This window comes from Agrilactobacillus fermenti (genome assembly GCF_047943045.1).
In the GTDB taxonomy this organism is placed as follows: Bacteria; Bacillota; Bacilli; order Lactobacillales; family Lactobacillaceae; genus Agrilactobacillus; species Agrilactobacillus fermenti.
In genome coordinates, this window is sequence record NZ_CP181347.1 from 1,637,396 (window position 1) to 1,661,057 (window position 23,662).

Below are 23,662 nucleotides of genomic sequence, written 5' to 3' on the forward strand. Positions count from 1 at the left end.
TATCTCAGATTCAATAAACAAGATGCTATATTAAAAATAATCAAATTTCATGATTATTTCGTACCAAATAAACGGTCTCCAGCATCGCCTAAACCTGGAACGATATAACCATCTTCATTCAAACGTTCATCCAAGGACGCAGCATAAATATCTACATCTGGATGAGCTGCTTGAACAGCTTTGACACCTTCTGGTGCAGCTACTAATACAACTAACCGCATTGAAGTTGCCCCCCGTTTTTTTAGAGCTTCAATAGCCATATTGGCAGAACCACCAGTAGCTAGCATTGGGTCAACAATAAATAAATTACGTTGATCTATGTCTGCGGGCATCTTCACAAAATACTCGTGAGGTTTTAGCGTCTTTTCATCACGATACATCCCGACGTGACCTACTTTAGCGGCAGGAATCAATTCCAAAACACCATCGACCATACCTAAGCCGGCACGCAAAATCGGCACGACGGCAAGTTTTTTACCTGCTAATGTCTTCTGTGTTGTTTTACCCATTGGTGTTTCAACTTCAACATCTTCCAAGGGTAAATCTCGTGTAATTTCATAAACCATCAGTTCAGCAATTTCATTTGCTACTTCACGAAAAACCTTTGTCCCTGTGTGCTTGTTCCGAATAATCGTCAACTTATGTTGAATAAGCGGGTGATTTAATACGGTAAATTTTCCCAATTTTTAAGAGCCACCTTCATTTTTATCTCATACCATTTTAGCGTATTGACTTCAAATTGCAATACGATAACCAAATTATCCTTTAATTGGAAAGGCAGCTGTCAGTTCTTGAACGCGTTGATCTATTTTTACCAATGCTGCTGCATCATCTTTTGCAGCACACGCTGCCAAAATTAACTCTGCGACTTGCCTTGCTTGTGCCTCCTTAAACCCTCGAGTCGTGATGGCTGGAGTTCCGACACGTACGCCACTTGTTTTAAAAGGCCCATTTTGTTCATTAGGAATCGTATTTTTATTTAAAGTGATATGAACCTCATCCAATAAATCTTGGACATCGCGACCATACAGGCCCATCTTAGTAACATCCAACAACATCAGATGATTATCCGTACCACCAGAAATCACGCGAACTTGGTCACTAGCATTGAAAACATCAGCCATCGCTTGCGCATTTTTCTTGATCTGTTGGGCATAAACTTTAAATTCTGGTTGCATGGCTTCTTTTAAACAAACTGCTTTTGCAGCAATCACATGTTCTAAAGGGCCACCTTGAATACCTGGAAAAACGGCAGAATTAATGGCTTTTCCATAAGCTTTTTTGGCCAAGATCAAACCGCCTCTTGGACCACGCAAAGTTTTATGGGTGGTAGTCGTAACGACATCGGCATATGGCACTGGACTTTGATGCTCACCAGCAGCTACCAATCCAGCTATATGTGCCATATCAACCATTAAGTAGGCTCCAACCTGATCACAGATGTCTCGAAATTTAGCAAAATCAATTTCACGACTATAGGCTGATGCACCAGTAACGATCATCTTGGGTTGAATTTTTTTAGCCTGTGCTAAAATTTGATCGTAGTCTAACCGTTCCGTCTCAGGATCAAGACCATATTCATGAAATTCATATTCTTGTCCACTAAAACTTACTTTAGCTCCATGAGTCAAATGACCGCCATCTTGCAGGCTCCAGCCCATTACACGATCGCCATCATCCAAAAAGGCACGATAAACGGCCATGTTAGCTGATGACCCTGAGTGTGGCTGTACATTGGCAAACTCAGCACCAAATAATTTTTTGGCGCGTTCAATCGCTAAATTTTCAGCAACATCAATATATTCACAGCCACCATAATAGCGGTGTCCCGGATAACCCTCAGCGTATTTATTAGTCAACACACTCCCCTGGGCCGCACGAACAGCATCCGAAACAATATTTTCAGATGCTATTAGTTCAATGGTATGTTCTTGGCGCTGCACTTCATCGTGAATGGCCGCAAATAATTCTGGATCAACTTGTTCGTATTTATTCATGACGTGTCCTCCTGTAATTATGATAAATTAAATTATACCAGACTGACTGCGCCGTGCGTTAACTCGCAAAAAAAGGATTGAGCAACAGCGATTAGCTGGCTTCAATCCTAAAACTGATCATACTGATCCAATTATTTTGTACCAAAATGTGCGGCAGCCGTCCCAAACAAAAACGTCTGATAATGTACTTGTTTGAAACCAGCCTGCCAAAACTTTTCTGCTAAAGCCTGTGGCGATAAAAAGCCATGGGTTGAACTTTGCAGATAATTATATTCCTTATAATGATGTACCAAGCCGCCCAGCAAAGGCATTAGTTTACCCACATATAACTCCCAGCCCATACGCACAAATTTATTCTGAGGCTTAGATGTTTCCAAGCAAGCAACAATCCCGCCTGGCTTTACCACGCGAAACATTTCCCGTAACACCTGATCGGCATCAGGAACATTACGAAGTCCAAAGCCGATAGTGACGCGATCAAAATGATTGTCAGGAAATGGCAGGTGCTGGGCGTCCCCTTGCTCAAATCGCACATTAGTCAATCCTGCAGCGTCTTTTTTCCCTGTGGCAATTTGTAACATAGCTTCACTAAAATCCAAACCAGTAATCAAACCGCTAGGACCAACATATTGAGCCAATCCAAATGACCATACCCCTGTCCCACAACAAACATCCAAAATCTGATCACCGGCCGTTAACTGCAAGGCCCGGTTAGTTACTGTCCGCCAATGATTGTGTAAACCCAGACTAATGACATTGTTCATCGCATCATAGTTCCCAGCGATATTATTAAAAATTGCTTGAACTTTAGTGGCAGGCGTTTTATTCGTTAAAACCATTTTTTCACCGTTCATTTCTTCAAAATATCAGGTTGCATAAAATTTACACTTCATTTTGATCAACCATGAGTTATGATTCATTTTAACTTAAATAGACATTAAAAAACAACGATACCTATGATGACTACCTAATACTCACTATCTTAAGCAACGTGCCCTGTCAAACGACGGATCCAGTCTGTTCTAAAAATCTCAATTGTCCACATCCAGACCATGTGGCCTAAAGCTTCAGAAATATGTTCTTCAATTGGCTGATGCCAAGGTACTGGTACGGTACCCATGACTGGCATGATTATTAGGTGAAAAGCAATCCAAACCACAAGACCAAATACGGTGCCTTGACCCAAGGTGATTTTGGGAAACTTTTCAGCCAACAAACAATAGATAATTGCAAATGCGATTGAAAAACCAAAGTGTACAATGAATGAGACCCAAGGCATCTGTGCGCCAGAATAAGTATAGGTTAAATGAGTAATGTGCTTAGGAATCCCTAATTGCTGCAACAACATTTGTGGTGGGTTTGTAAGATTTCGAGCAGCTGTTCTCGGCGGTAAGATGTTCTCCCAGCCAAGTTTAACTAAGCCTGAGATCAAGCCACCAAAAATACCAGCCTAAATAATTGCCCAAATCCGATTCATTTTACGTGTCTTTTGCGTGATAAACATCTCCAATTTTTTATTACCATATAAATAAAAAAGCCAAATCATTCTTTATTTGATTGATTTAGCTTTTAATTTATATTAAGCGGTTGAATCATAATTATAAGTACATTAATTGTGTTTTAGATCAGGATCGCCCTTTAAGAAAGGTAGCTTTCTACGCAAGAATGGAATGATCCAGCGATCCAAACCAATTTTACCGGCATTAACGCCAGCAATTAAAAAGAAAATTTCGAAAATAACATATTTAGGATTGACTGAAACAGTGCCTGCCAATAAATATGAGAAGTTCATCAAAATTGCAAAGAATGAAGCCGCAGTTGTGAATGCGCCCAATAATAGACCAATACCAACGAGTAATTCGCCCCAAGAAACTGCAAAATTAAAGAAAGAAATATTGGGTTGAACAAATGATTTCAAGAAACTAGTGTACATTGGATACACGGCTTCAGGTCCATGTGGCCCAGGTACGGGATGTTTGATGGCATTCATAATGAATCCAGAGGCATCAAAACCTTTAGAGACTTTTCCCCAACCATCTAAAATCCATTCGTAACCTAAATAAATGCGCATAATGGTTAAAATCCACATTGCAATTTTATTATTTCTAAGCCAGTTAACCATATTTATCCTCCTTCCCGCTTAATATAATCAAATCATAGCATAAAATGTGTAATAAATCACTATTATATCGCAATTTCACAAGCAATTAAATAACGCTTACAGTTTAAAAGTACCGGTATATCCATTTTAAACCCACTTATAAAAATTTGCTTAAATGTATTGAAATTCACAATATTTAGAATGCCGTCTTTTAAGCTAACGAACATGCACCAGCTATAAGCTATAGTGTGCTCGAATTTGACTTTGAACCCCTAACGATATTTAACCAAATAAGACCCCAAAAAATTAGTTTTTTCAGTCTAACTTCTGGGGGTCTTATTTAATTTAGCTAATATTGGCACACATTTTTAACGCACCATGAAACTAACGTGTCATTTCACGTATGACGCTTACCTGCTGGTCATCAATTTGTAAGTACTCTGATCCAGCTGATTTTTCCAGCCGGTTCATGTAGGCTTCGCCTAATCCCTGCCGTGGAAACCCTTGAGCAATGATCAATTTAATTTCAGGATTTAAGTCGAAATAACGTAAACCGTCGAATAGCTGATGGCTGGCTGATTGAATATCTTCACCTAGACTAAATTGATTTTTAAAGCGCAAAAGATGCTGACTTGCAATAATGGCATCAGTTGCTAACAATCCAACTTCTTGGTTCTGAGCCAGTCCCCACTTGACAGCACTTTGAAATTTATCTGGATCTGTTGAATTGACAATATAAACTTGTGCATTAGGCGCGTAGTGTTTATATTTCATGCCTGGTGCTTTAGGAATCTCATCCTTAGCAACATGATGATGATTATCCAAAACATCAGGAATATATTGCAATAGCATTTCGCGCGTGACAGCGCCCGGACGCAAAATAACTGGTGGTACAACCGACAAATCTAGAACAGTCGATTCTACGCCAACATCGGTGGGTCCATCATCCAAAACACCAGCTATTTTGCCACTCAAATCATGTAAAACATGATCAGCTAACGTTGGACTTGGCTTCCCCGACGTATTTGCCGATGGTCCGACTAGTGGAACACCAGCTAAATCAATCAAATCCCGCGTCAACTGGTTTCTGGGCATGCGAAAAGCCGCTGTCTTTAAACCGCCCGTAACGATCGGATCCAGGGCGCCATGTTTAATTGGTAATATTAAAGTTAATGGTCCCGGCCAAAAAGCCTTTACTAAAGTGGCCGCATAATCATTAGGTAAGACAGCATATTTTTTAACTTGCTCAAAGGAACTAACATGTACGATCAATGGGTTATCACTGGGCCGCCCTTTTGCAGCATAGACTTTTTTAACCGCTGCCGCGTTGGTTGCATCTGCACCGAGACCATAGACTGTTTCCGTGGGAAAAGCCACTAATTCACCAGCTTGTATCATTTGCGCAGCTAGTGCTAACTCTGTTCGTTTTAACCTTTGTGTCACATTATCACTTCTTTTTATTTTTACTATTGATTGGTTCCAGAATTGATTATTCCCCGCAGCACGCGGTCTTTTTGTGCCAAATCTTTATGAAATGCGATGCCTGCAGTAGGTAATTCTGTCTGTAAAAGCGCCTTTAATGCAGCTTTTTGTTGAAAGCCAAACTCCATGTAAAAACGCCCTTGTGCTTTCAAATACTGGGAAACCGTTGTAAAAAAGTGTTGATAAAACGCTAAACCCTTATTTTCAGCAAATAAGGCAATTTGTGGTTCATACTTCAAAACACTGGCATCCATCACGTCTCGTTCCTGCACACCGATATAAGGTGGGTTCGAAACGATAAGATCAAATTTAGCCGCAATGTTTGCAAACATATCACTTTGAACCAAAGTAACGTCTACTTTTAATTTAGCGGCATTAAGCTTAGCAACGGCTAACGCATCAGTAGAAATATCAGCTAAAGTCACTTGCCAATCAGGATGCTGTTGTTTGAGTGTTAACCCTAAAATACCGCTGCCAGTTCCAAGATCTAGAACTTTAAGTTGCTTGGTGTCTGGATAATCAGCCAAAACCCAAGAAATTAGTATTTCCGTATCCATTCTGGGAATCAACACCCGAGAATCAACATAAAACGGCAGACCATAAAACCAGGATCGTTTTACTAAATATTGTGGTGGTTCGTCAGCTAATAAGGCTTTGATATCGGCAGCTAATTGCCGTTGTTCAATTAGTGGCATTGCTTGCTGCTGGTTGACTAAAAAATCAGTCATTGTCCACTGTTTGCGTTCCAGCAATACATAAACAATGGCCTCTGGATCTTTACCTGCTTTAGTCAATTGCGTTTTAGCCGCATTGATCAGCTTAAAATAGGTTTGTTTCGCCATCTTGAATCTGCTCTAATTTTTTAGTTTGATCGTACAGAATTAACGCATCAATGACTTCACCTAAATCCCCAGACATAATGCGATCTAATTTGTTCAAGGTCAATCCAATACGATGATCTGTCACCCGGTTTTGTGGGTAGTTATAGGTACGAATACGTTCCGAACGATCGCCAGTCCCTACTGCAGATTTACGATTAGCATCATATTCAGATTGGTTTTGACTTTCGTAATAATCATAGACCCGGGCACGCAAAATTTGCATGGCCTTTTCTCGGTTTTGTTGCTGTGAGCGTTGATCTTGCATCGCAACAACGATTCCCGTAGGAATATGCGTCATTCGTACGGCTGATGAGGTTTTATTGATATGCTGTCCACCAGCACCTGACGAACGATAAACATCGACTCGGATATCTTTAGGGTCGATATCGATATCAACTTCATCATATTCAGGCATAACGGCTACAGTTGCCGTAGACGTATGGACCCGACCTTGAGACTCAGTTTGCGGTACCCGCTGTACCCGATGTGCCCCGTTCTCGTATTTCAATTTAGAGTAAACATTCTCGCCAGTGATCAAAACAGAAACTTCTTTAAACCCGCCAACTTCGGTTCGATTCTCATCAATAATTTCAAAATGCCAGCCTTGATGCTCAGCATATTTTTGATACATACCTAATAGATCGCCGGCAAATAAACTGGCTTCATCACCACCGGCCGCGCCACGAATTTCCATAATGATATTTTTATCATCATTAGGATCCTTGGGCAACATCAAAATTTTGATGTCAGCTTCAAGTTTTGTCTTTTCATCTTGGAGATTACTCAGATCTTCTTTGGCTAACTCTTCCAATTCAGAATCATGTGATTCGCGTAAGACTTCTTCGCTTTCTTCAATATCCGAATTGACCTGTTTCAAACGCCGATATTTTGCGACCACTTCACGCATATTTGCTTCTTCTTTAGACAAAGCCATGTAACGCTTGGTATCATTGATCACATCTGGATCAGACATTAATTCTTGTAATTCATTATATCGATCCAACAAACCATCTAACTGTTCAAATATTTTATCCATAGTTGCTCCTTATTCATTTGTTGCATTACGGCGAGGTAAAATAGGATGAAAATAGTGCCGCCGACACACAGGATAGTAACTTTCATTACCACCAATTTCGACTTGTTCACCTTCATACACTGGTTGACCATTGTGCACACGTAAATTCATGATGGCTTTCTTTTTACAAAACCAACAAATTGTTTTCATCTCTTCAATTTTATCAGCATACAATAATAAATACTTCGAACCTTCAAATAAATCATTTTTAAAATCGTTCTTTAACCCAAAAGCCATCACCGGAATTTTTAAAGTGTCTACAATTTGGGAAGCCTCTAAAATATGATGCTTTTTCAAAAATTGTGCTTCATCAATTAGTATACAAGCAGCGTTAGGGTTTAATTTATTCACAAGATCATAAAGGTTGGTCTCATCATAAATCGCCACCGCTTCACGTTCCAAACCAATTCGACTTGAAACCATCCCAACGCCATGTCTCGTATCCACACTACTTGTCATAATAATAACAGGTTTTTCTTGTTCTTCATAATTATGAGCAACTTTTAGGATTTCAATTGTCTTCCCACTGTTCATTGCACCATATCGGAAAAATAATTGTGCCACGCTGATCGTTCCTTTCCGAGATATTCACAAACATCTAGTATACCCGTTTATAGGCTAAAATTCATCATGAAATTCATGCAAAAACTACTCATTCTAACGAGTTTTTGCTATGATATAGGAGTTGTTATCAATTACTAGAAAGGCGGCTATTATGAGTACAAAGTCTGCTTTAGCAACCATTACAGGAAAATCGTCCTATTGGTTTTTACATAATTTTTTAAAAGGCGGGAGCTCTTTCCCAGGTAAAGTTGCCGAACGCATCGATCCTGATATTTTAAAAACCTTAGCTAATGGTTATGATGTGGTCATCGTAACTGGTACCAATGGCAAGACTTTGACGACTGCTCTGATCGTTAAAGTCTTGCAGCAAAAATATGACGGTATCTTAACGAATCCTACTGGCTCAAATATGACGCAGGGTATCGTGACGGCATTTCTAGCGCACAAAAAGAATAAAAACGGCAAGAAATTAGCTATTCTTGAAGTTGATGAAGCTAACGTTGCGCCAATCTGCCGCTACATTAAACCTAAAGCTTTTGTTTTAACTAATATTTTTCGCGACCAAATGGACCGCTACGGTGAAATTTATACCACTTATGCCAAAATACTCGATGGCATTAAACTGGCACCTGAAGCAACAGTGATTGCTAACGGCGACGCAGCCATCTTTGCTTCTAAGCCTTTGCCAAACCCGACGATCTATTATGGCTTCAGTACCGAAGATGATCATCGCGATTTCAAAGCCAATGTCAATACTGATGGTGTGCTTTGTCCGGTATGTAATCACATTTTACATTACCATGAATTAAGCTACGCTAATTTGGGTAACTATTTCTGTCCTAACTGTGGTTTTCATCGTCCGGAATTAGCTCAGAAAGTGACTCAAATTTTAGAAAAGACCCCAAAACATTCAAAATTTATGATCAATGAGCAAACGTTTACAATCAATATCGGTGGAACCTATAATATTTATAACGCCTTAGCTGCTTACACCGTGGGCCGTTTCTTTGATATTGACCCAGTCAAAATTGCCCAAGCTTTCGCCTACGATGAAAAAGTCTTTGGCCGCCAAGAAGTGATCTCCATGGCCGATAAAGAGCTAACTTTGATTTTAGTCAAAAATCCGGTTGGCTTAAATGAAGTCTTAAATCTATTAAATAATGAAACAGATGACTTTTCGCTAGCCGTATTATTAAATGCCAATTATGCCGATGGGATCGACACCAGCTGGATCTGGGATGGCGATTTTGAACATTTACCATTTGATAAGATCAAAGGCTATGTGGCTGGTGGTGAACGTTCAGATGATATTGCCTTCCGCTTGCAAGTTGCCAATGTCCCAGAAGACAAATTAAACCACGTTCAAGGTATGGCCCCGGTTCTAGATGCTGTTAAGGATTTGCCGACTAAGAAAGTCTATGTTCTCGCAACTTACACAGCTATGCTGCAGTTACGAAAGGCTTTGGCTAGTGCTAATTTGATCAAAGAAGGTTTTTAAACTGGTCCTGAAATCATCAATCGTAAGGAGGTGTCATACATGCCAACGATTGCATTGATTCACGTCATTACAGCAATTTTAATTGCTATGTTAACGGTTTTTGGTTTAATTTCAACCAATCCGTCGCTCACAACAACTAGTAAAATGCTCGATCGTATTTTATATCTCGTTTTGATTTACTCTGGTGCCGTTATGCTGTTAAGTACCTTTCAACTGTCCCCGATCTGGATCATCATCAAAGCTGCTTTGGGCTTAGCTGTGATTGCGCTGATCGAAATTGCCTTTGCTAAAAAACAGCAGCGTCAAAGTAACATCTTACAATGGCTCACCGGTATCTTTGCACTGACTGCCATTTTAGGATTTGTAATTTCAAAGTTCTTTTTATAATGGTCGACAACCGATCATATAAACAAAAACACACTGATATTCTAGTTTTGCCGTTAAATGACGGTAAAACAAATATCAGTGTTTTTTTATACTTACTAAAACGACCTAAGCATTGACCCTGCTCATTTTAGCTTCATAAGTATTCACAATGTCATCGATCAAGGCCTGATCATGCAAACCAGTCACTTTTTTGACAACAGTAGCCACATCAGCATCCTTTAACATTTTCTGTAATTCGACACTTTCAGCATCTTGGACTTCATCAAAAGTTAAGATCATTCCAACTGTATCTAATAGAGTGCTATAATCCAAACCACGATCTTTTAATTCACGAATTGGCCGAATAAAACGTTCATCGTAGCCTAACTTACGAATTGGTGTCCGACCGACCCGCAAAATATCATCGGAAATATAAGGGTTTTGAAAACGGCTGATAATCTTATCTTGATAAGCTTTTAAATCAGCTTTATCAAAATCCCATTTGGCAATGAGCAAACTACCAGTTTCATTCAAAACTTGTTTTAATTGTGCTAATACCTTGTCATCTTTGATTGCATCGCCGATTGTCTTATAGCCTAGGTATTCACCTGTATAAGCAACGGTTGCGTGGCCAGAGTTAACCGAGAAGAGTTTCCGTTCAATATATGGTTCCAAATCAGGGACATAAACAACAGTGTCCAATTTGATTTCAGGGTGTTTCATTTGTGATTGATCAACGACCCATTCTTTAAAAGGCTCTACAGAAACGGCTAATGGATCTTCATGATGTTGAATAGGTACGATTCGATCAACAGCTGCGTTAGGAAAACCGATATATTGATCGGCAAATTGCTGTCCAGTAGCGTCCAAATGTTTATAAACTTCACCTTTTAAAAATTGTGAGCCACCGATCATATTTTCACAAGCAATCACATCTAATGTAGTTTGATTACCTTGCTGTTGGCGTGCCTTAATGCCGTCTGCAATCAATTCAGCAATAAATGGTAGAATCTTAGGCCCAATAGCTGTCGTGACCATATCTGTTTTTTCAATAGCAGCGACAACTTTTTCAGGGTTGTTTTTGTTATTGATGCCATCTACATTAGCCACATGAATTTTTTTATGATCTGGTGCCGCCAATTCAATATCATATTCATGACGTTGATTCAAAGCATCAATGATCGTTTCATTCACATCAACAAAATCGATACTAAAGTCATTAGCTGCTAAAGTTTCACCAATAAATCCTCGACCAATATTTCCGGCTCCAAAATGAACTGCACGCACATTAATCAACTTCTTTCAATAAATTAATAACTTCTTCTGGCGATTGTGCATCCGCCAATTTTTCAACATTGTTAATATCGCTGCAATATAAAGCAATAGAAGATAACAATTCCAAATGTTCCCCATTTAATCCAGCAATACCAAATACAACAGTTACCAGCTTTTCATCAGCTGGGTCATCGCTAAAATCAACGCCCCAAGGGTATTGAATAATTGAAATACCTGTCTTTTTGATAAATTGCTTGCCATCTTCGGTACCGTGGGGAATCGCGATGAAATTGCCCATATAAACCGAAACATCTTTATTCCGAGCAATCATTGAGTCAATATAACCAGGTTCAACATTTCCGTTATCAACTAATAGTTGCCCCGCTTGACGAATGGCCTCTTCTTTTGTCTTAACCGTCTGACCTAATTTGATCAAATTTTTGTCTAAGGCTTTCATCAACCCACCTCCTAATTTTTTAAATTTATTTGCTTAAATATTCTTTTTAGAAAAATGGAACTAACTAAGTTGCGTACAGGCTGTGTGGTCGTTGCCGTTTGAAAAAGTTTAAGATTAGTTTCATTTTCAACAACAGACCCAGAAATATCCCCCAGCAGATCGGCCGTAAAATTAGATAATTCAGTTGGTGCAATCATAAAGAAAGCCCGTTTAAACGTCATTGGCTGATAATCCATCCCCATAGTTGTCAATGGGTTCGTCAGCTCGTAAATTGCAAATAAAGGTTGACCAATCTCAGCAGTCGTTGTGTGGACTAGGGCTAGCCCACTATCCGGCAATCCAACTGGCGCACGCTGCATTCGACGCAATAACGCATCGGCAACGATTCGAGGCTTACGCACATAAACTGGCCGCAGCCGCTTTGTCAATAGTAATAAGGTTTGCGCCAAGTCTAGGTCACGATTATCAATCACAGTAACTTCAATGGAATCCAAGATTTGTTTTGCTTGCTGCATGCGATCGTACATGTGATCAAAATCTGCTGTTGCCTGATGTGCCGACATGTCCGGTACCACTGGCCGCTGTCCCGAATGAACACCAAACTGATTAACTAAATAATTTTTTATGTCTTTTACTTCATCATCTAGTAACAACGGTGAAATAACTTTATAGGGGTACTTAAAACCTGGCAAAAAAATCGTTGATAATACCAAATCATAATGGGCCATATCTAAATGATTCAGCTCAGCAACTCGGGAAACTTTGAATTCACTGATCTCGGGAATCATTTTTTTCAGCCGGCTCTCTAAAACTCTAGCGGTACCAACACCATTCGCACAAAGAACAAGTGCCCGAATCGGCCCAACTTTACGCTGCTGTTCAAAGGCTGAGGCAAAGTGTAACAGGACATAGGCAACTTCGCTGTTAGAAAACTTTTCATCTGGAAAAATTCTAGTCAAAGCAAGTTGAATTTGTTGGTAAAGTTTCGGGTAATTTGTAACCACATTTTGCAGCACTCGATTATTAATTTCTGGCAAAGCAGTGGTTGCACGATGCAGTGTGGCAGCTAGGTGCGCCATTAAATCAGTAAACAAAGTACTGTCGCCACGAAAATCATAGCCAAATGTCTGACTAACCATCTGAATGAGATTGCGAACTTGATAAGATAACCGTAAATCATAATCATCCATTAACGCATGTCCAGTTAATGTAAAACTCATGCCCTGAACTTGCTGAGCCATAAATTCTAATTCCATTAGTGTCATTCGACTACGGATCTCGCTCGGAAATTGCTGATATAGCTCAATTGCGATCGGCTGATATTTGAACAACGCATTTTTATCGACCTGATCCAATTTTGTAATCAACTTCCCTTGTTGGATCCGTTGCGCTGAAACTGTCAAAATGATGATCAACTGTTTCAACTGACTATCAGAAAAATGAGCAAAATTTGCTTTAACGCGCTGGCTGATTGACTGACTGGCCGTTCTCAAAAGTTTGGCGTCCATGGTCGCAATAAAATACTGTGAATCTGATTCAGCGGATAGCCCAGTTTGATTGGTATTATTCAAATATTCAAAGAATTCATACTCGTTGATTTCACTGGATAAAACACCACTGACTACTCGACGAACATTACTTTCCTTACCACTCACAGCAATGCCCTTTGCCTTGATGCGATTGATCGTCAACTGATATTCCGTAAAAATAGGCTCAATCGTATTCAGGTCTTGTGTGATCGTTGCATTACTTACTTCAAACTCATCGGCCAATGTCTTGGTTGGTACAATTTGATTGCTTAACAATAAGCGAACGGCCAATGCACTTTGTCGAGTGACAACGGACGAAAAAGACAAGTTGTCACTTTGCAATAATTCATGTTGCAGTTGATCCAGGTCAGCTTTAGCCGCCACCAAATGGTAAGTGCCCTCTGTTTTCACAAGCTGGATTGTAAGATGTGCCAAAGCCGTCTCCAGACTGGATAGTTCACGATAAATCGTGCGTCGACTTACATTAACGCCTTTAGTTAAATCCGAAATTGTTAATCCCTGCGGATTTCTCAGCATTAATAATGCAATTTCTGCCTCACGATTGGATAGATCCATAAATTTCAACTTACTTCCCTATAAAATTATTTATTTTAATTCAGAAATAAGTTTATCATACTCTGGTGCATCCACGAGGTCATTGACTACAAGCACTTGAACGTTCTTAAACGATAATTTAATACGTTTGGCTGTCTCTTTACTAGCGATAACAAGGGTACTATCCTCATCGATCACTTCACCTACAGCTACATTCTTGACTTTGATACCTGACTTAGCGGCTTTCTTAAGACTAGCCTTAAATAAAGATCGACCCATTGTTGCCGAACCAATATTTTGATCATGATGGATAAAATCGATTTCAGAAACCTTGCTGGCATCAATATTTTGCAATTCTGAAGTAATATCTGTTGGCCTATCCGTGGTTTCTTCTGCCTTAGGATCAGAAACTTCTTTCGTCTTCAAACCGGTAACGATCTCATCATATTTTGGTGAGTTCAAGAAATTCTCGACAGAAACATGGACAGCTGAAGGTGTCTTTTGCAATGCTCGATTAGCTAATTCATCCTGAGTAACGACCAGCAATCCTGGTTCATCTTTCAAATTATTAATGGCTGTATTCGTAACTGAAAGGTCCAGTCCGGCTTTTTTGACTTTATCTCTTAAAATCGAAGCGCCCATCGCAGATGAACCCATGCCTGCGTCACAAGCAAAGATAATATGACTAACATCACTAGCTGTTTGCAAGATTGCTTTAGCATCTTCTGTATTGGCACCCGCAACTGTGCCAGTGCCTTTAGCATTATTCTTCATATCCGCCATCTTAGCTTGTCCGGCTTTAATATCGTCGATTTCAGCCGTCTTATCACGTTTTAAAATCACCATTGAAACTAAGAAGGAAGCCACTGTCGCCACAACAACCCCACTCAAGACGGCGACATAATTGCCAACACCTTTTGGCGTCATCAATAGCAGTGAAATAATGGAACCCGGTGATGGTGAAGCTTTTAAACCAGCCCCTAATAGGTTAAACATGAATGTCCCAGATACCCCGCCAGCAATAACTGATAGGAATAAAGCGGGTTTCATTAAGACATAAGGGAAATAGATTTCATGGATACCACCGAAGAAATGGATAATAGCAGCACCAGGTGCACTACTTTTGGCTGTGCCTTTACCAAAAAACATGAAGGCTAACAATACGCCCAGACCAGGACCAGGGTTTGGTTCCAGTAAAAAGAGGATCGACTTACCAGCCTCTGCTGAAGCTTGAATACCAAGCGGTGTTAAAATACCTTGGTTAATCGCATTATTTAAGAATAAAATCTTCGCTGGTTCAATGAAAATATTGGCTAACGGGATCAGATTGCGAGCAATGATCCAATCAACACCTGTTGCTAAAGCCGCACTTAAACCAGAAACAATTGGGCCAATGCCAAAGAATCCGATAATAGCAAGAATCATACCTAAAATACCAGCCGAAAAATTGTTAACCAGCATTTCAAAACCTTGACGTGTTTTTGGCTGTGCCCAGGCATCAAATTTCTTAATGCACCAGCCACCTAAGGGCCCCATCATCATGGCACCAATAAACATGGGAATATCTGTCCCTACAATGACCCCCATCGTAGCAATCGCACCAACAACACCACCACGATGATCATAGACCATCGAGCCACCTGTAAATCCAATTAATAATGGCAGTAAATAAGTTACCATCGGGGTAATCATTTTTGCGAGTTGCGCATTGGGAATCCAACCCGTCTTCATGAATAAAGCTGTAATCAACCCCCAAGCAATGAACGCACCAATGTTTGGCATGACCATTCCTGAGAGCTTGCTGCCTAAGCGCTGTAATTTCGTTTTAATAGAAGTTTTTTCTTTGGCTACTGAAACGCTTTTTGCATTTGCTTCCATTCATTTTTCACTCCTTTCAATCGCTTACACATTACACTGTAAGTGCTTACTTATATCTCCTCAATGACATCTTTGGCACAGTCGCATGTGCCAAAACTTAATTTATGCTGTGATTAAAAAAACAGTCAGCCATAACGAAACACCCGTTGCTGTGTGATTGTCGTTTGATGACGCCTATTTTAATTTAATAACTGCTTAAAGAGACGACCTTACCTATTTATAAAAATATAAATCAACTATATAGGAAAGATCTGAATTTATCGAAATACTTGCCACTACGCAACTGTTGCCAATTTTTACCCCAAGCTTACCTCTTGACAGCCGATTATAACCATATTATAATTGGACTATACCAAATAGAACAAAGCTAATAAGAAAGGGAGTAAGTTGCATGCACGTAATTGTAACGAACAACGATACAGAAGCAGGAAAAAAAGCTTTTGAAATAATTAAAGATGCGATGGCTAATGGTGCCAAAGTTTTAGGTTTGGCTACTGGTAGTACACCAGTCAAGATGTATGAAGCTATGGTCAACAGTGACGTTGACTTCTCACAAATGACATCCGTTAACTTAGATGAATATGTTGGCATGGCACCAGATAATCCACAAAGTTATCGCTATTTTATGCAAGAACACCTCTTCAATAAGAAACCATTTAAAAATACCTATGTCCCAAATGGTTTAGCTGAAGATGCTGACGCTGAGACAAAACGTTATAACCAAGTGATTGCTGATAATCCAATTGACCTGCAAGTCTTAGGGATTGGTCGTAATGGTCACATTGGTTTCAACGAACCTGGCTCACCTTTCGATGCTCAAACACGGAAAGTGCCATTAACCCAATCAACAATCGATGCCAATGCTCGTTTCTTCAAAGATGAAAACGAAGTGCCACGTTATGCCTACTCCATGGGTATCGGCTCCATTATGAAGAGCAAGAAAATCATTTTAATGGCTTTCGGTGAAGACAAAGCAGATGCCATCAAAGGCATGATTGAAGGCCCTGTAACTACGGATCTACCTGCATCAGTTTTACAGGACAAAGATAATGTTACTGTCATCGTTGATAAAGCTGCCGCTAGCAAACTAAGCCAAAAGTCCATTGATGAAGCGATTAACGCCTAATTATCTCCAATAATAACAATCATACAAAATAAACGGGTTCTTAGACAAAACTAATGTTTTGTCTAAGGACCCGTTTATTTTACGAACAATTTAATTTTAAAAGTATGCCTTTTAATTTATCTATATTATTATAGGCTACGGCATCTTTGGTCTAGTTCAATTTACCCGGTACGGAAGCAATACAATCCAAATTTCCTGACAATTGCCAGCTTGAAGCTTCAGCTGTCAATAAGAAATGTTGGCCCGTTTTTAATTGATAGGTTTGGCCGCCAACAGTTAATGTGCCAGTCCCATGTAAGACAGATACTAGGGTAAACGGATAGTGCTTCTCAAAATTGACAGTATCTTTGATCTGCCAATGATAAACGTTAAAGTACTTAGATACAGGCGCTGAAACCAATGTGATCAATTTAGAAGCACCCCGTGTTGTTTCGGTTGTATTGGCTGCAACTGGCGCAAAGGGAATTTGAGTCACATTGAAGGCATCATTCAAATGTAACGCACGTTTTTGGCCAGTCTTTGCGTCCACGCGATCATAATCGTATAACCGATAAGTCGTATCGCTGCTTTGCTGCGTTTCCAGAGCCATGATGCCCTTATTCAAGGCATGGACTGTTCCACTTGGTACATAAACAAAATCTCCCGTCTTAACTGGCTGTTTTCGCAATAACTGATCCCATTGCCCCGCTTTAACCATCGCTTCAAACTCGGCTTTAGTTTGTGCGTGGTGGCCAAAAATCAAATAAGCTCCTGGATCAGCATCAATAATATACCAACATTCTGTCTTACCCAAATCATGTGCATTTACCTTTGCGTAAGCATCATCAGGGTGTACTTGAACAGATAAACTAGCTTCGGCATCTAGGATTTTTGTTAACAATGGAAATCTTTCGCCAGGATAGTTACCAAACAAAGAGCGATCGGTTTGCCAAATTTGTGCTAATGTTTCACCGGCATGTGTGCCGTTTTTAATCACATTAGTCCCATGAGGGTGCCCGGAAATTGCCCAACACTCACCAATGTCATCTGCAGGTAATTGATAACCAAACTGAGCTAGTTTCTGCCCACCCCAGATTTTTTCTTTAAATACCGGTTTTAAAAATAAAACATCATTCTTTTGAGCCATATAAAAACTCCTTTTATGTGATTTTAAACTGTAAAGTTACAGGATTCCTGACAAAACGCGTCTACAATTCGGTCACGCTGATCCAAAAAAGCTTGATTATCCGCTTTAGGATGTACCCGATTCGTCAACACAACCAGAGCATTCTGATTTTGTCGATCAATGATCAAGAAAGTCCCTGTATACCCTGTATGATAAAGCAGCACATGCTGATCCTGTGCACTTAACCGAATATCCCAGCCCAAGGACCGCGGTTGATTCGGCAATTGACTATAGTTATGGAAGAGTGATTGAATGGTTCCTTGATCAAGGGGCGCGGTTTCAGGCTGATATTGTCCTAAAATCCACTGTGTAAATTGAACCACATCTGCTAAATTACTAAATAAACCAGCAGATGCGCAATGACTGCCTAAAATACGGGCCTTGGGATCGTGAACGATTCCCCGCAACAACCCCGTTTGATCATCATACGTGGTCGGAATAGCCAACCTAGGATCTGGTGCAAACGTCGTGTTGTTTAAATTTAAAGGCACCAGTATTTCTTGCGTTAATGTTTTTTGAACGGGTTCATGATAAATAGCTTCGATAATATAGCCTAAAAAAATCAAGCCAATATCTGTATATTTAACTCGTTGTTCAAATCCTGGTCCGACACCTAAGTGCAATAAAGCTTGTTTTAATTCAGCTGGTGGTAATTCATTGCGATGTGGGATGTAGCCCCCGATTCCTGAAGTATGTGTCAATAAATGCCAAATCTGGACACGTTCATCTTGAAACCCAGGCAAGAAACGTCGGATCGGCGTAGTCAATGATAGTTGCTGGGCTTGAATCAATTTTAAGATCATTGGCGTTGTTGTCATCACTTTAGTCAACGATGCTAAATCGTACAAATAATTAGGCTGTAATTTTTTAACTTCTGGCAGCCATTGCTGATCGCCAAGATAAGATATGTATGTATGTGCGCCGTCAATTAGCGCACTACTGACACCAGGGACAATCTTTTGCTGGACTAATTGTTGTATCAGACTTTTTGTTTCTTCAAAAGCCATTTATTTCATACTTCCTTAAGCCAAAGATAACCATAGCCGAATATTATTAGGATCTTGCAACATCAAATATTCATTGGCTTCTGAGTAATCAAAATTTGTGTAGCCATTATCTTGCAAATTATCAACTAAAGTGGTCATGTCGCGTTTTTCCGGTAATAAGATATTTACAAAATCTAGGCCATAATTATTATCTTGAACAAGTGCCAATTGTTGATTTTCTGGTGCCAAATTAACGCCAATATGATGATGATAGTCACCCGCTGATAAAAAGCGTTCTTCAGGATTGCCAGTCGGTTTTAGTGAAAAGCCTAAAACTTTCGTATAAAAATCAGCTGTTTTCTGCAGATCTTTAACTGCTAATTGGACATGGCCGATTGTTGTGCCACTAGGCAGACCGGAAAAAGAACCTCTCTTCTGGTCTAAAATAACTTTGGCATCAATATCATGCGTTATTTCATTTTCCCAATCATATTTGTCCATTGATGTCCATTTTTCAATTGTTTTATCGACAGCAAATTCCACACCATTACCTTCAGGATCGATAATTGCAAATACTTGACTGTACCCATTTTCGTAAACGCCCGTCAAACTAATACTGTTGCTCTGGATATGTGTCAAAATCGTGCCTTGCTGACTTGAATGGGGTAATAAGATTGCAAAATGTTCTAGGCCAGTAACCGCTTGATTAGGCATAACACCATCAATTTCACGTAAAGTCAATAATACCTGCTGATTGACTCGGACCCCCAAGTAGCTCGTATCTTGCGTTTGCTTTAACAAATCAAAGCCAACGATTTTTGTATAAAAATCAGTCATGGCGCTCAAATCTGAAACCTTTAAAGCAACGAAACCAATACGCGTTTCTGGTGCAATTCGAAAGTTTTCCATCATAATTCGCCTCACTAAGCTAAAGAAATTAAACTAACCAAATTTAAACGCTCTAGACCAATCATACCACACTTTTAAAAACGAAAGTGCTGATGAACCTAACCGCTTACACATTATTATACCTAAAAATAGTGGTCAACAAACAAATTTGCTTTGTCTGAGACCACTATTTACGTAAAAATTTTAAACTATAATTAAACTGCTAAACTACCTGAGAATTGGCTATTGTATAAATCAGCATAGAAGCCATTTTTAGCTAATAGTTCTTCATGGGTCCCAGTCTCGATAATACTCCCGTGATTCATCACAATAATATTATCCGCATCTTGAATCGTCGATAATCGATGGGCAACTACAAAACTTGTCCGCCCCTTCAACAATTGATTCATCGCATGCTGAATCTGCAATTCTGTCCGAGTATCGACGGAACTCGTGGCTTCATCAAGAATCAAAATATCAGGATCCGCTACAAAAGCACGTGCAATCGTTAATAACTGTCGCTGCCCTTGAGAGATATTAGAAGCTTCTTCATTCAAGACCGTATCATAACCATCTGGTAACTGGCGCACAAACTCATCCACATGAGCAGCTTTGGCAGCATCAATAATCTCGTCATGCGTTGCTTCTTCACGGCCGTACTTCAAGTTGTCATAAATCGTCCCTGTAAAGAGCCAAGTGTCTTGTAACACCATCGCAAAATGAGCCCGCAACGCTTCGCGACTCATGTTCCGAGTATCTCGGCCTTCCAGCTTGATCGAACCAGCCTTGATATCATAAAAGCGCTCCAATAAATTGATGATTGTCGTTTTGCCAGCACCAGTTGGCCCAACAATGGCAATCATTTGTCCAGGATGCACATCTAAATTGTAATCCGTTAATAATAGCTCTGACCCATCATAACCAAATTGAACATGCTCCATCGCAATTTTACGTGGATCATTGGGGACGTCAGGAATTTCTACCTGAGTGTCCATCATATCTGGTTCATCTAAAATTTCAAAAATACGCTCAGCCGAAGCAATAGTTTGTTGAATGGTGTTTGCCAAATTAGCTAACTGAGAAATTGGTTGTGAGAATTGTTGGGTATATTGTAAGAAAGCTTGAATATCCCCTAAGGCAATCGTCCCATGAGCCACCGCTGTCCCACCGACAATTGCCACAACGATGTATCCTAAATTGTTGACGAATGTCATTAAAGGCATAATAAAGCCAGAAATCATTTGTGCTTTCCAGGAAGCACTAAATAAACGATCATTTTCGGCTTTAAAAACAGTCAGATCCTTAGCTTCATGATTAAAACTCTTAGTTTCAATATGACCACCATAAGTTTCTTCGACTTTATTATTTAATAACCCTAATGATTTCTGCTGGGCAGCGAAAAACTTTTGTGATCGTGGCGCCACGACGCCAACGACGATCAAACTTAGTGGGATGATGGCTAACGCAATCAGCGTCAACTTCCAACTGATGGTCAACATCATCCATAACGTGCCGATGAACATCACAGTACTAGTGATCACTTGTGTAATGTTCTGCTGCAAGGTATTGGCAATATTATCCATATCGTTGATAGCCCGGGACATAATATCTCCATTTTCATGGGTATCATAATAATTGATCGGTAAATGTTTCATCTTACGTTTCAGATCTCGCCGCAAAAAGTAAACCGTCCGTTGGGAAATACGCGTCATCACAAATTGCTGAATAAAACTGAATAAAGCTGAAGCAAGATACATTAAAATAACAATCAAAATGATGTGCTTGATCTTATCAAAATCGATTGGATACCGACTGACCGTCATGCCTGCTTTTTGCTCAGCTGTTCCTCGCATGACACCCTTGAAAATTTCTGTCGTTGCTTCACCTAAAATTTTAGGTGTCCGAATCTGAAAAATTTGTGAAGTGACCGCAAAAACAACCACGACGGCCAAGCCGATATAATATCGACGCATATATTTGAATAGCCGGCCAGTTGTACGCCAAAAGTTTCTCGGCTTGGAACCGGGAAGATTCGCATGACCGCCACCAAAGCCATGACCACCGCCACGGGGTGATGACGTTCCATTATTATGCTTGGTCTCACTCATCGACTGCCGCCCCCTCTCTAATTTGAGATGCCAGAATATCTTGATAAACTGGACTATTTGTCTTCAACTCTTCATGCGTGCCGTAACCAGCCATTCGGCCATTATCTAATACTAAAATCTCATCTGCAGAAGCCACCGTTGAAACTCGCTGACCAACAATCACAATAACTTTATTTTTCATTTGCGGATCATTAGTGAGTGCTTCACGCAACTGGGCATCCGTTTTAAAATCCAAGGCTGAAAAAGAATCATCAAAAACATAAATCGAAGCATCCTTAACTAAAGCTCGCGCAATCGCCAAACGCTGTTTTTGTCCACCGGAGAAATTATTTCCCCCCTGCTCAACAGTCATATCTAAACCTTTACCAGTTTCTTTGACAAAATCAGAAGCCTGGGCGATGTCCAGCGCATGCCAGATAGCCTCATCCGTAGCCACAGCGTTCCCATACTGCATGTTTTCACGCAAATTGCCTTTAAATAATAGGGCTTTTTGGGGAACCAATGACACTTGATCTCGCAAGTCGGCCTTAGTCACATCACGAACATCCAATCCGTTGACTAGGACACGCCCTTTTTCCACGTCATAGAATCTTGGAATCAGATTGACGAAAGACGACTTACCAGAACCTGTGCCACCAATAATAGCCAAGGTTTGGCCTGCATGGACAGCCACATTAATATCGGCTAACGCTAACTCTTCAGCTTTGCGATAGCGATAGTCCACATGGTCAAACTGCAAAGCTGCTTGTGTATTTGCAAATGATTTAGGTGTTTTAGGATCGTTGATTTTTGTATTTAAATTCAAGACTTCGTTGATCCGGTCAGCGGCCGCTTGGGCTCTTGGTAAAAAGACGAATACAAAAGAAAGCATCATAAAACTAAATAGGATTTGCATCGCATAGGTCATGAATGCGATCATGTTCCCAGTTTCAGTCGCTTGGTTGGCAATCAAATTAGCTCCCATCCAAGTAATCCCAATATTTGTACCCGACATGATCAAGGTCATTAAGGGAAACATACCGGCCATAATTGAAAATACTTTTAAAGCATTGTTGGTGAAGTCGGTATTGGCTAGATCAAATCGTTTTTGCTCGAAATCATCACGGCGAAAGGCACGGATAACTCGCACACCAGTCAAACCCTCACGAAATACCAGATTCAAGCGGTCGGTTAATTTCTGCATCCGTTTAAATAATGGCACCGCAAAGTACATTAGACCGCCAATAACGATCAACAGAACTGGAATGACGTAAATAAAAATCTGGGTCAATTGATGATCACGCTGATAAGCTAAAAAACTAGCGCCGATGAGCGTGATTGGCGCCATGATCATCATACGTAGCATCATCATCATGACGTTTTGGACTTGGACCACATCGTTTGTCGTCCGCGTGATCAATGAACTTGTCCCTAAGCGGTCAAATTCATCGTTCGAATAATTAGTTACTTTCGTAAAAATTTCGTTTCGTAAATCTCGCCCTAACCCTTGAGAAATCCTCGAAGCTAGGAAAACATTGCCCACTGCGGCAATAATACTAATGAGTGAAATCCCTAGCATTTGGATTCCAATGCGCTGGATCAAAGCAACATCCCCATTGGTAATCCCTTTATTGACAATATCTGCTGTCAATTTGGGCAAGGACAAGTTTGCAATCACTTGAATGATCATAAAAACAGTCGCTAACAGGACTGCCCAAAATGATACCCGCTTCTTAATCAGTTTCCACAATC

The 23,662-nt window shown here is 40.1% G+C and carries 21 protein-coding genes; 3 read left to right on the forward strand and 18 right to left on the reverse strand.

Features of this window, described 5'->3' with window-relative positions; genetic code table 11:
• Positions 1-53: 53 nt before the first annotated feature.
• The 9 genes from upp to ACNAN0_RS08070 form a co-directional block, all read right to left on the reverse strand.
• Complete coding sequence (gene upp / locus ACNAN0_RS08030) at positions 54-683, reverse strand: uracil phosphoribosyltransferase (protein ID WP_230913656.1); 630 nt, start codon at positions 681-683, stop codon at positions 54-56.
• Between the two features lie 75 nt (positions 684-758).
• Entirely contained in the window at positions 759-1,997 is a 1,239-nt protein-coding gene (gene glyA / locus ACNAN0_RS08035; protein ID WP_416353054.1) for a serine hydroxymethyltransferase, read from the reverse strand.
• 131 nt (positions 1,998-2,128) lie between these two features.
• Complete coding sequence (locus ACNAN0_RS08040) at positions 2,129-2,836, reverse strand: demethylmenaquinone methyltransferase (protein WP_416354184.1); 708 nt, start codon at positions 2,834-2,836, stop codon at positions 2,129-2,131.
• Between the two features lie 143 nt (positions 2,837-2,979).
• A complete protein-coding gene (locus tag ACNAN0_RS08045) occupies positions 2,980-3,429 on the reverse strand; it encodes a YagU family protein (protein ID WP_269073893.1) in 450 nt (149 codons plus the stop codon).
• Between the two features lie 177 nt (positions 3,430-3,606).
• Positions 3,607-4,119 (reverse strand): DoxX family membrane protein, encoded by a 513-nt coding sequence (locus tag ACNAN0_RS08050; protein ID WP_230913654.1) that lies wholly within the window; start codon positions 4,117-4,119, stop codon positions 3,607-3,609.
• Between the two features lie 363 nt (positions 4,120-4,482).
• Entirely contained in the window at positions 4,483-5,541 is a 1,059-nt protein-coding gene (locus ACNAN0_RS08055) for an L-threonylcarbamoyladenylate synthase (protein WP_330166086.1), read from the reverse strand.
• A gap of 23 nt (positions 5,542-5,564) precedes the next feature.
• The gene (gene prmC, locus ACNAN0_RS08060; protein ID WP_230913653.1) at positions 5,565-6,422 is read right to left on the reverse strand and encodes a peptide chain release factor N(5)-glutamine methyltransferase; all 858 of its coding nucleotides are present in this window, start codon (positions 6,420-6,422) and stop codon (positions 5,565-5,567) included.
• Positions 6,400-7,497, reverse strand: coding sequence for a peptide chain release factor 1 (prfA, locus tag ACNAN0_RS08065; protein WP_230913652.1), 1,098 nt, complete (start codon positions 7,495-7,497; stop codon positions 6,400-6,402). Before prfA ends, prmC begins: the two co-directional genes overlap by 23 nt.
• A gap of 9 nt (positions 7,498-7,506) precedes the next feature.
• Positions 7,507-8,100 (reverse strand): thymidine kinase, encoded by a 594-nt coding sequence (locus ACNAN0_RS08070; protein WP_230913651.1) that lies wholly within the window; start codon positions 8,098-8,100, stop codon positions 7,507-7,509.
• Between the two features lie 151 nt (positions 8,101-8,251).
• Between ACNAN0_RS08070 and ACNAN0_RS08075 the strand changes: the two genes are divergently transcribed.
• The gene (locus ACNAN0_RS08075) at positions 8,252-9,598 is read left to right on the forward strand and encodes a MurT ligase domain-containing protein (RefSeq protein ID WP_416353055.1); all 1,347 of its coding nucleotides are present in this window, start codon (positions 8,252-8,254) and stop codon (positions 9,596-9,598) included.
• A 39-nt stretch (positions 9,599-9,637) separates the two neighbouring features.
• Complete coding sequence (locus ACNAN0_RS08080; RefSeq protein WP_416353056.1) at positions 9,638-9,985, forward strand: DUF1516 family protein; 348 nt, start codon at positions 9,638-9,640, stop codon at positions 9,983-9,985.
• A 105-nt stretch (positions 9,986-10,090) separates the two neighbouring features.
• Here the strand turns inward: ACNAN0_RS08080 and ACNAN0_RS08085 are convergent, their stop codons facing one another.
• Genes ACNAN0_RS08085 through ACNAN0_RS08100 form a run of 4 tightly spaced genes read right to left on the reverse strand, consistent with a single transcriptional unit; the run spans position 10,091 to position 15,658 of the window.
• Complete coding sequence (locus tag ACNAN0_RS08085; RefSeq protein WP_416353057.1) at positions 10,091-11,251, reverse strand: mannitol-1-phosphate 5-dehydrogenase; 1,161 nt, start codon at positions 11,249-11,251, stop codon at positions 10,091-10,093.
• A gap of 1 nt (position 11,252) precedes the next feature.
• Positions 11,253-11,696, reverse strand: coding sequence for a PTS sugar transporter subunit IIA (locus ACNAN0_RS08090; protein WP_230914339.1), 444 nt, complete (start codon positions 11,694-11,696; stop codon positions 11,253-11,255).
• 11 nt (positions 11,697-11,707) lie between these two features.
• Positions 11,708-13,801 carry a PRD domain-containing protein gene (locus ACNAN0_RS08095; RefSeq protein ID WP_416353058.1) on the reverse strand — a complete coding sequence of 698 codons (2,094 nt, stop codon included), beginning with the start codon at positions 13,799-13,801 and terminating at the stop codon, positions 11,708-11,710.
• A gap of 30 nt (positions 13,802-13,831) precedes the next feature.
• Entirely contained in the window at positions 13,832-15,658 is a 1,827-nt protein-coding gene (locus ACNAN0_RS08100; RefSeq protein ID WP_416353059.1) for a PTS mannitol transporter subunit IICB, read from the reverse strand.
• Between the two features lie 391 nt (positions 15,659-16,049).
• Here ACNAN0_RS08100 and nagB point away from each other — a divergent pair, with 391 nt between their 5' ends.
• Positions 16,050-16,784, forward strand: a complete 735-nt coding sequence (gene nagB, locus ACNAN0_RS08105) for a glucosamine-6-phosphate deaminase (protein ID WP_416353060.1) — start codon at positions 16,050-16,052, stop codon at positions 16,782-16,784.
• 151 nt (positions 16,785-16,935) lie between these two features.
• On the opposite strand, the gene manA is transcribed toward nagB, so the two are convergent.
• From manA to ACNAN0_RS08130, 5 genes are all read right to left on the reverse strand, one after another.
• Positions 16,936-17,910 (reverse strand): mannose-6-phosphate isomerase, class I, encoded by a 975-nt coding sequence (gene manA / locus ACNAN0_RS08110; protein WP_416353061.1) that lies wholly within the window; start codon positions 17,908-17,910, stop codon positions 16,936-16,938.
• A 23-nt stretch (positions 17,911-17,933) separates the two neighbouring features.
• Positions 17,934-18,956, reverse strand: a complete 1,023-nt coding sequence (locus ACNAN0_RS08115; RefSeq protein WP_416353062.1) for a serine hydrolase domain-containing protein — start codon at positions 18,954-18,956, stop codon at positions 17,934-17,936.
• A gap of 15 nt (positions 18,957-18,971) precedes the next feature.
• Positions 18,972-19,847, reverse strand: coding sequence for a VOC family protein (locus ACNAN0_RS08120; RefSeq protein WP_416353063.1), 876 nt, complete (start codon positions 19,845-19,847; stop codon positions 18,972-18,974).
• 191 nt (positions 19,848-20,038) lie between these two features.
• Positions 20,039-21,931: an ABC transporter ATP-binding protein gene (locus ACNAN0_RS08125; RefSeq protein WP_416353064.1), complete on the reverse strand. Its 1,893-nt coding sequence runs from the start codon at positions 21,929-21,931 to the stop codon at positions 20,039-20,041.
• Positions 21,924-23,660 carry an ABC transporter ATP-binding protein gene (locus ACNAN0_RS08130; protein ID WP_416353065.1) on the reverse strand — a complete coding sequence of 579 codons (1,737 nt, stop codon included), beginning with the start codon at positions 23,658-23,660 and terminating at the stop codon, positions 21,924-21,926. The genes ACNAN0_RS08125 and ACNAN0_RS08130 overlap by 8 nt, the downstream gene beginning before the upstream one ends.
• Positions 23,661-23,662 lie beyond the last annotated feature (2 nt).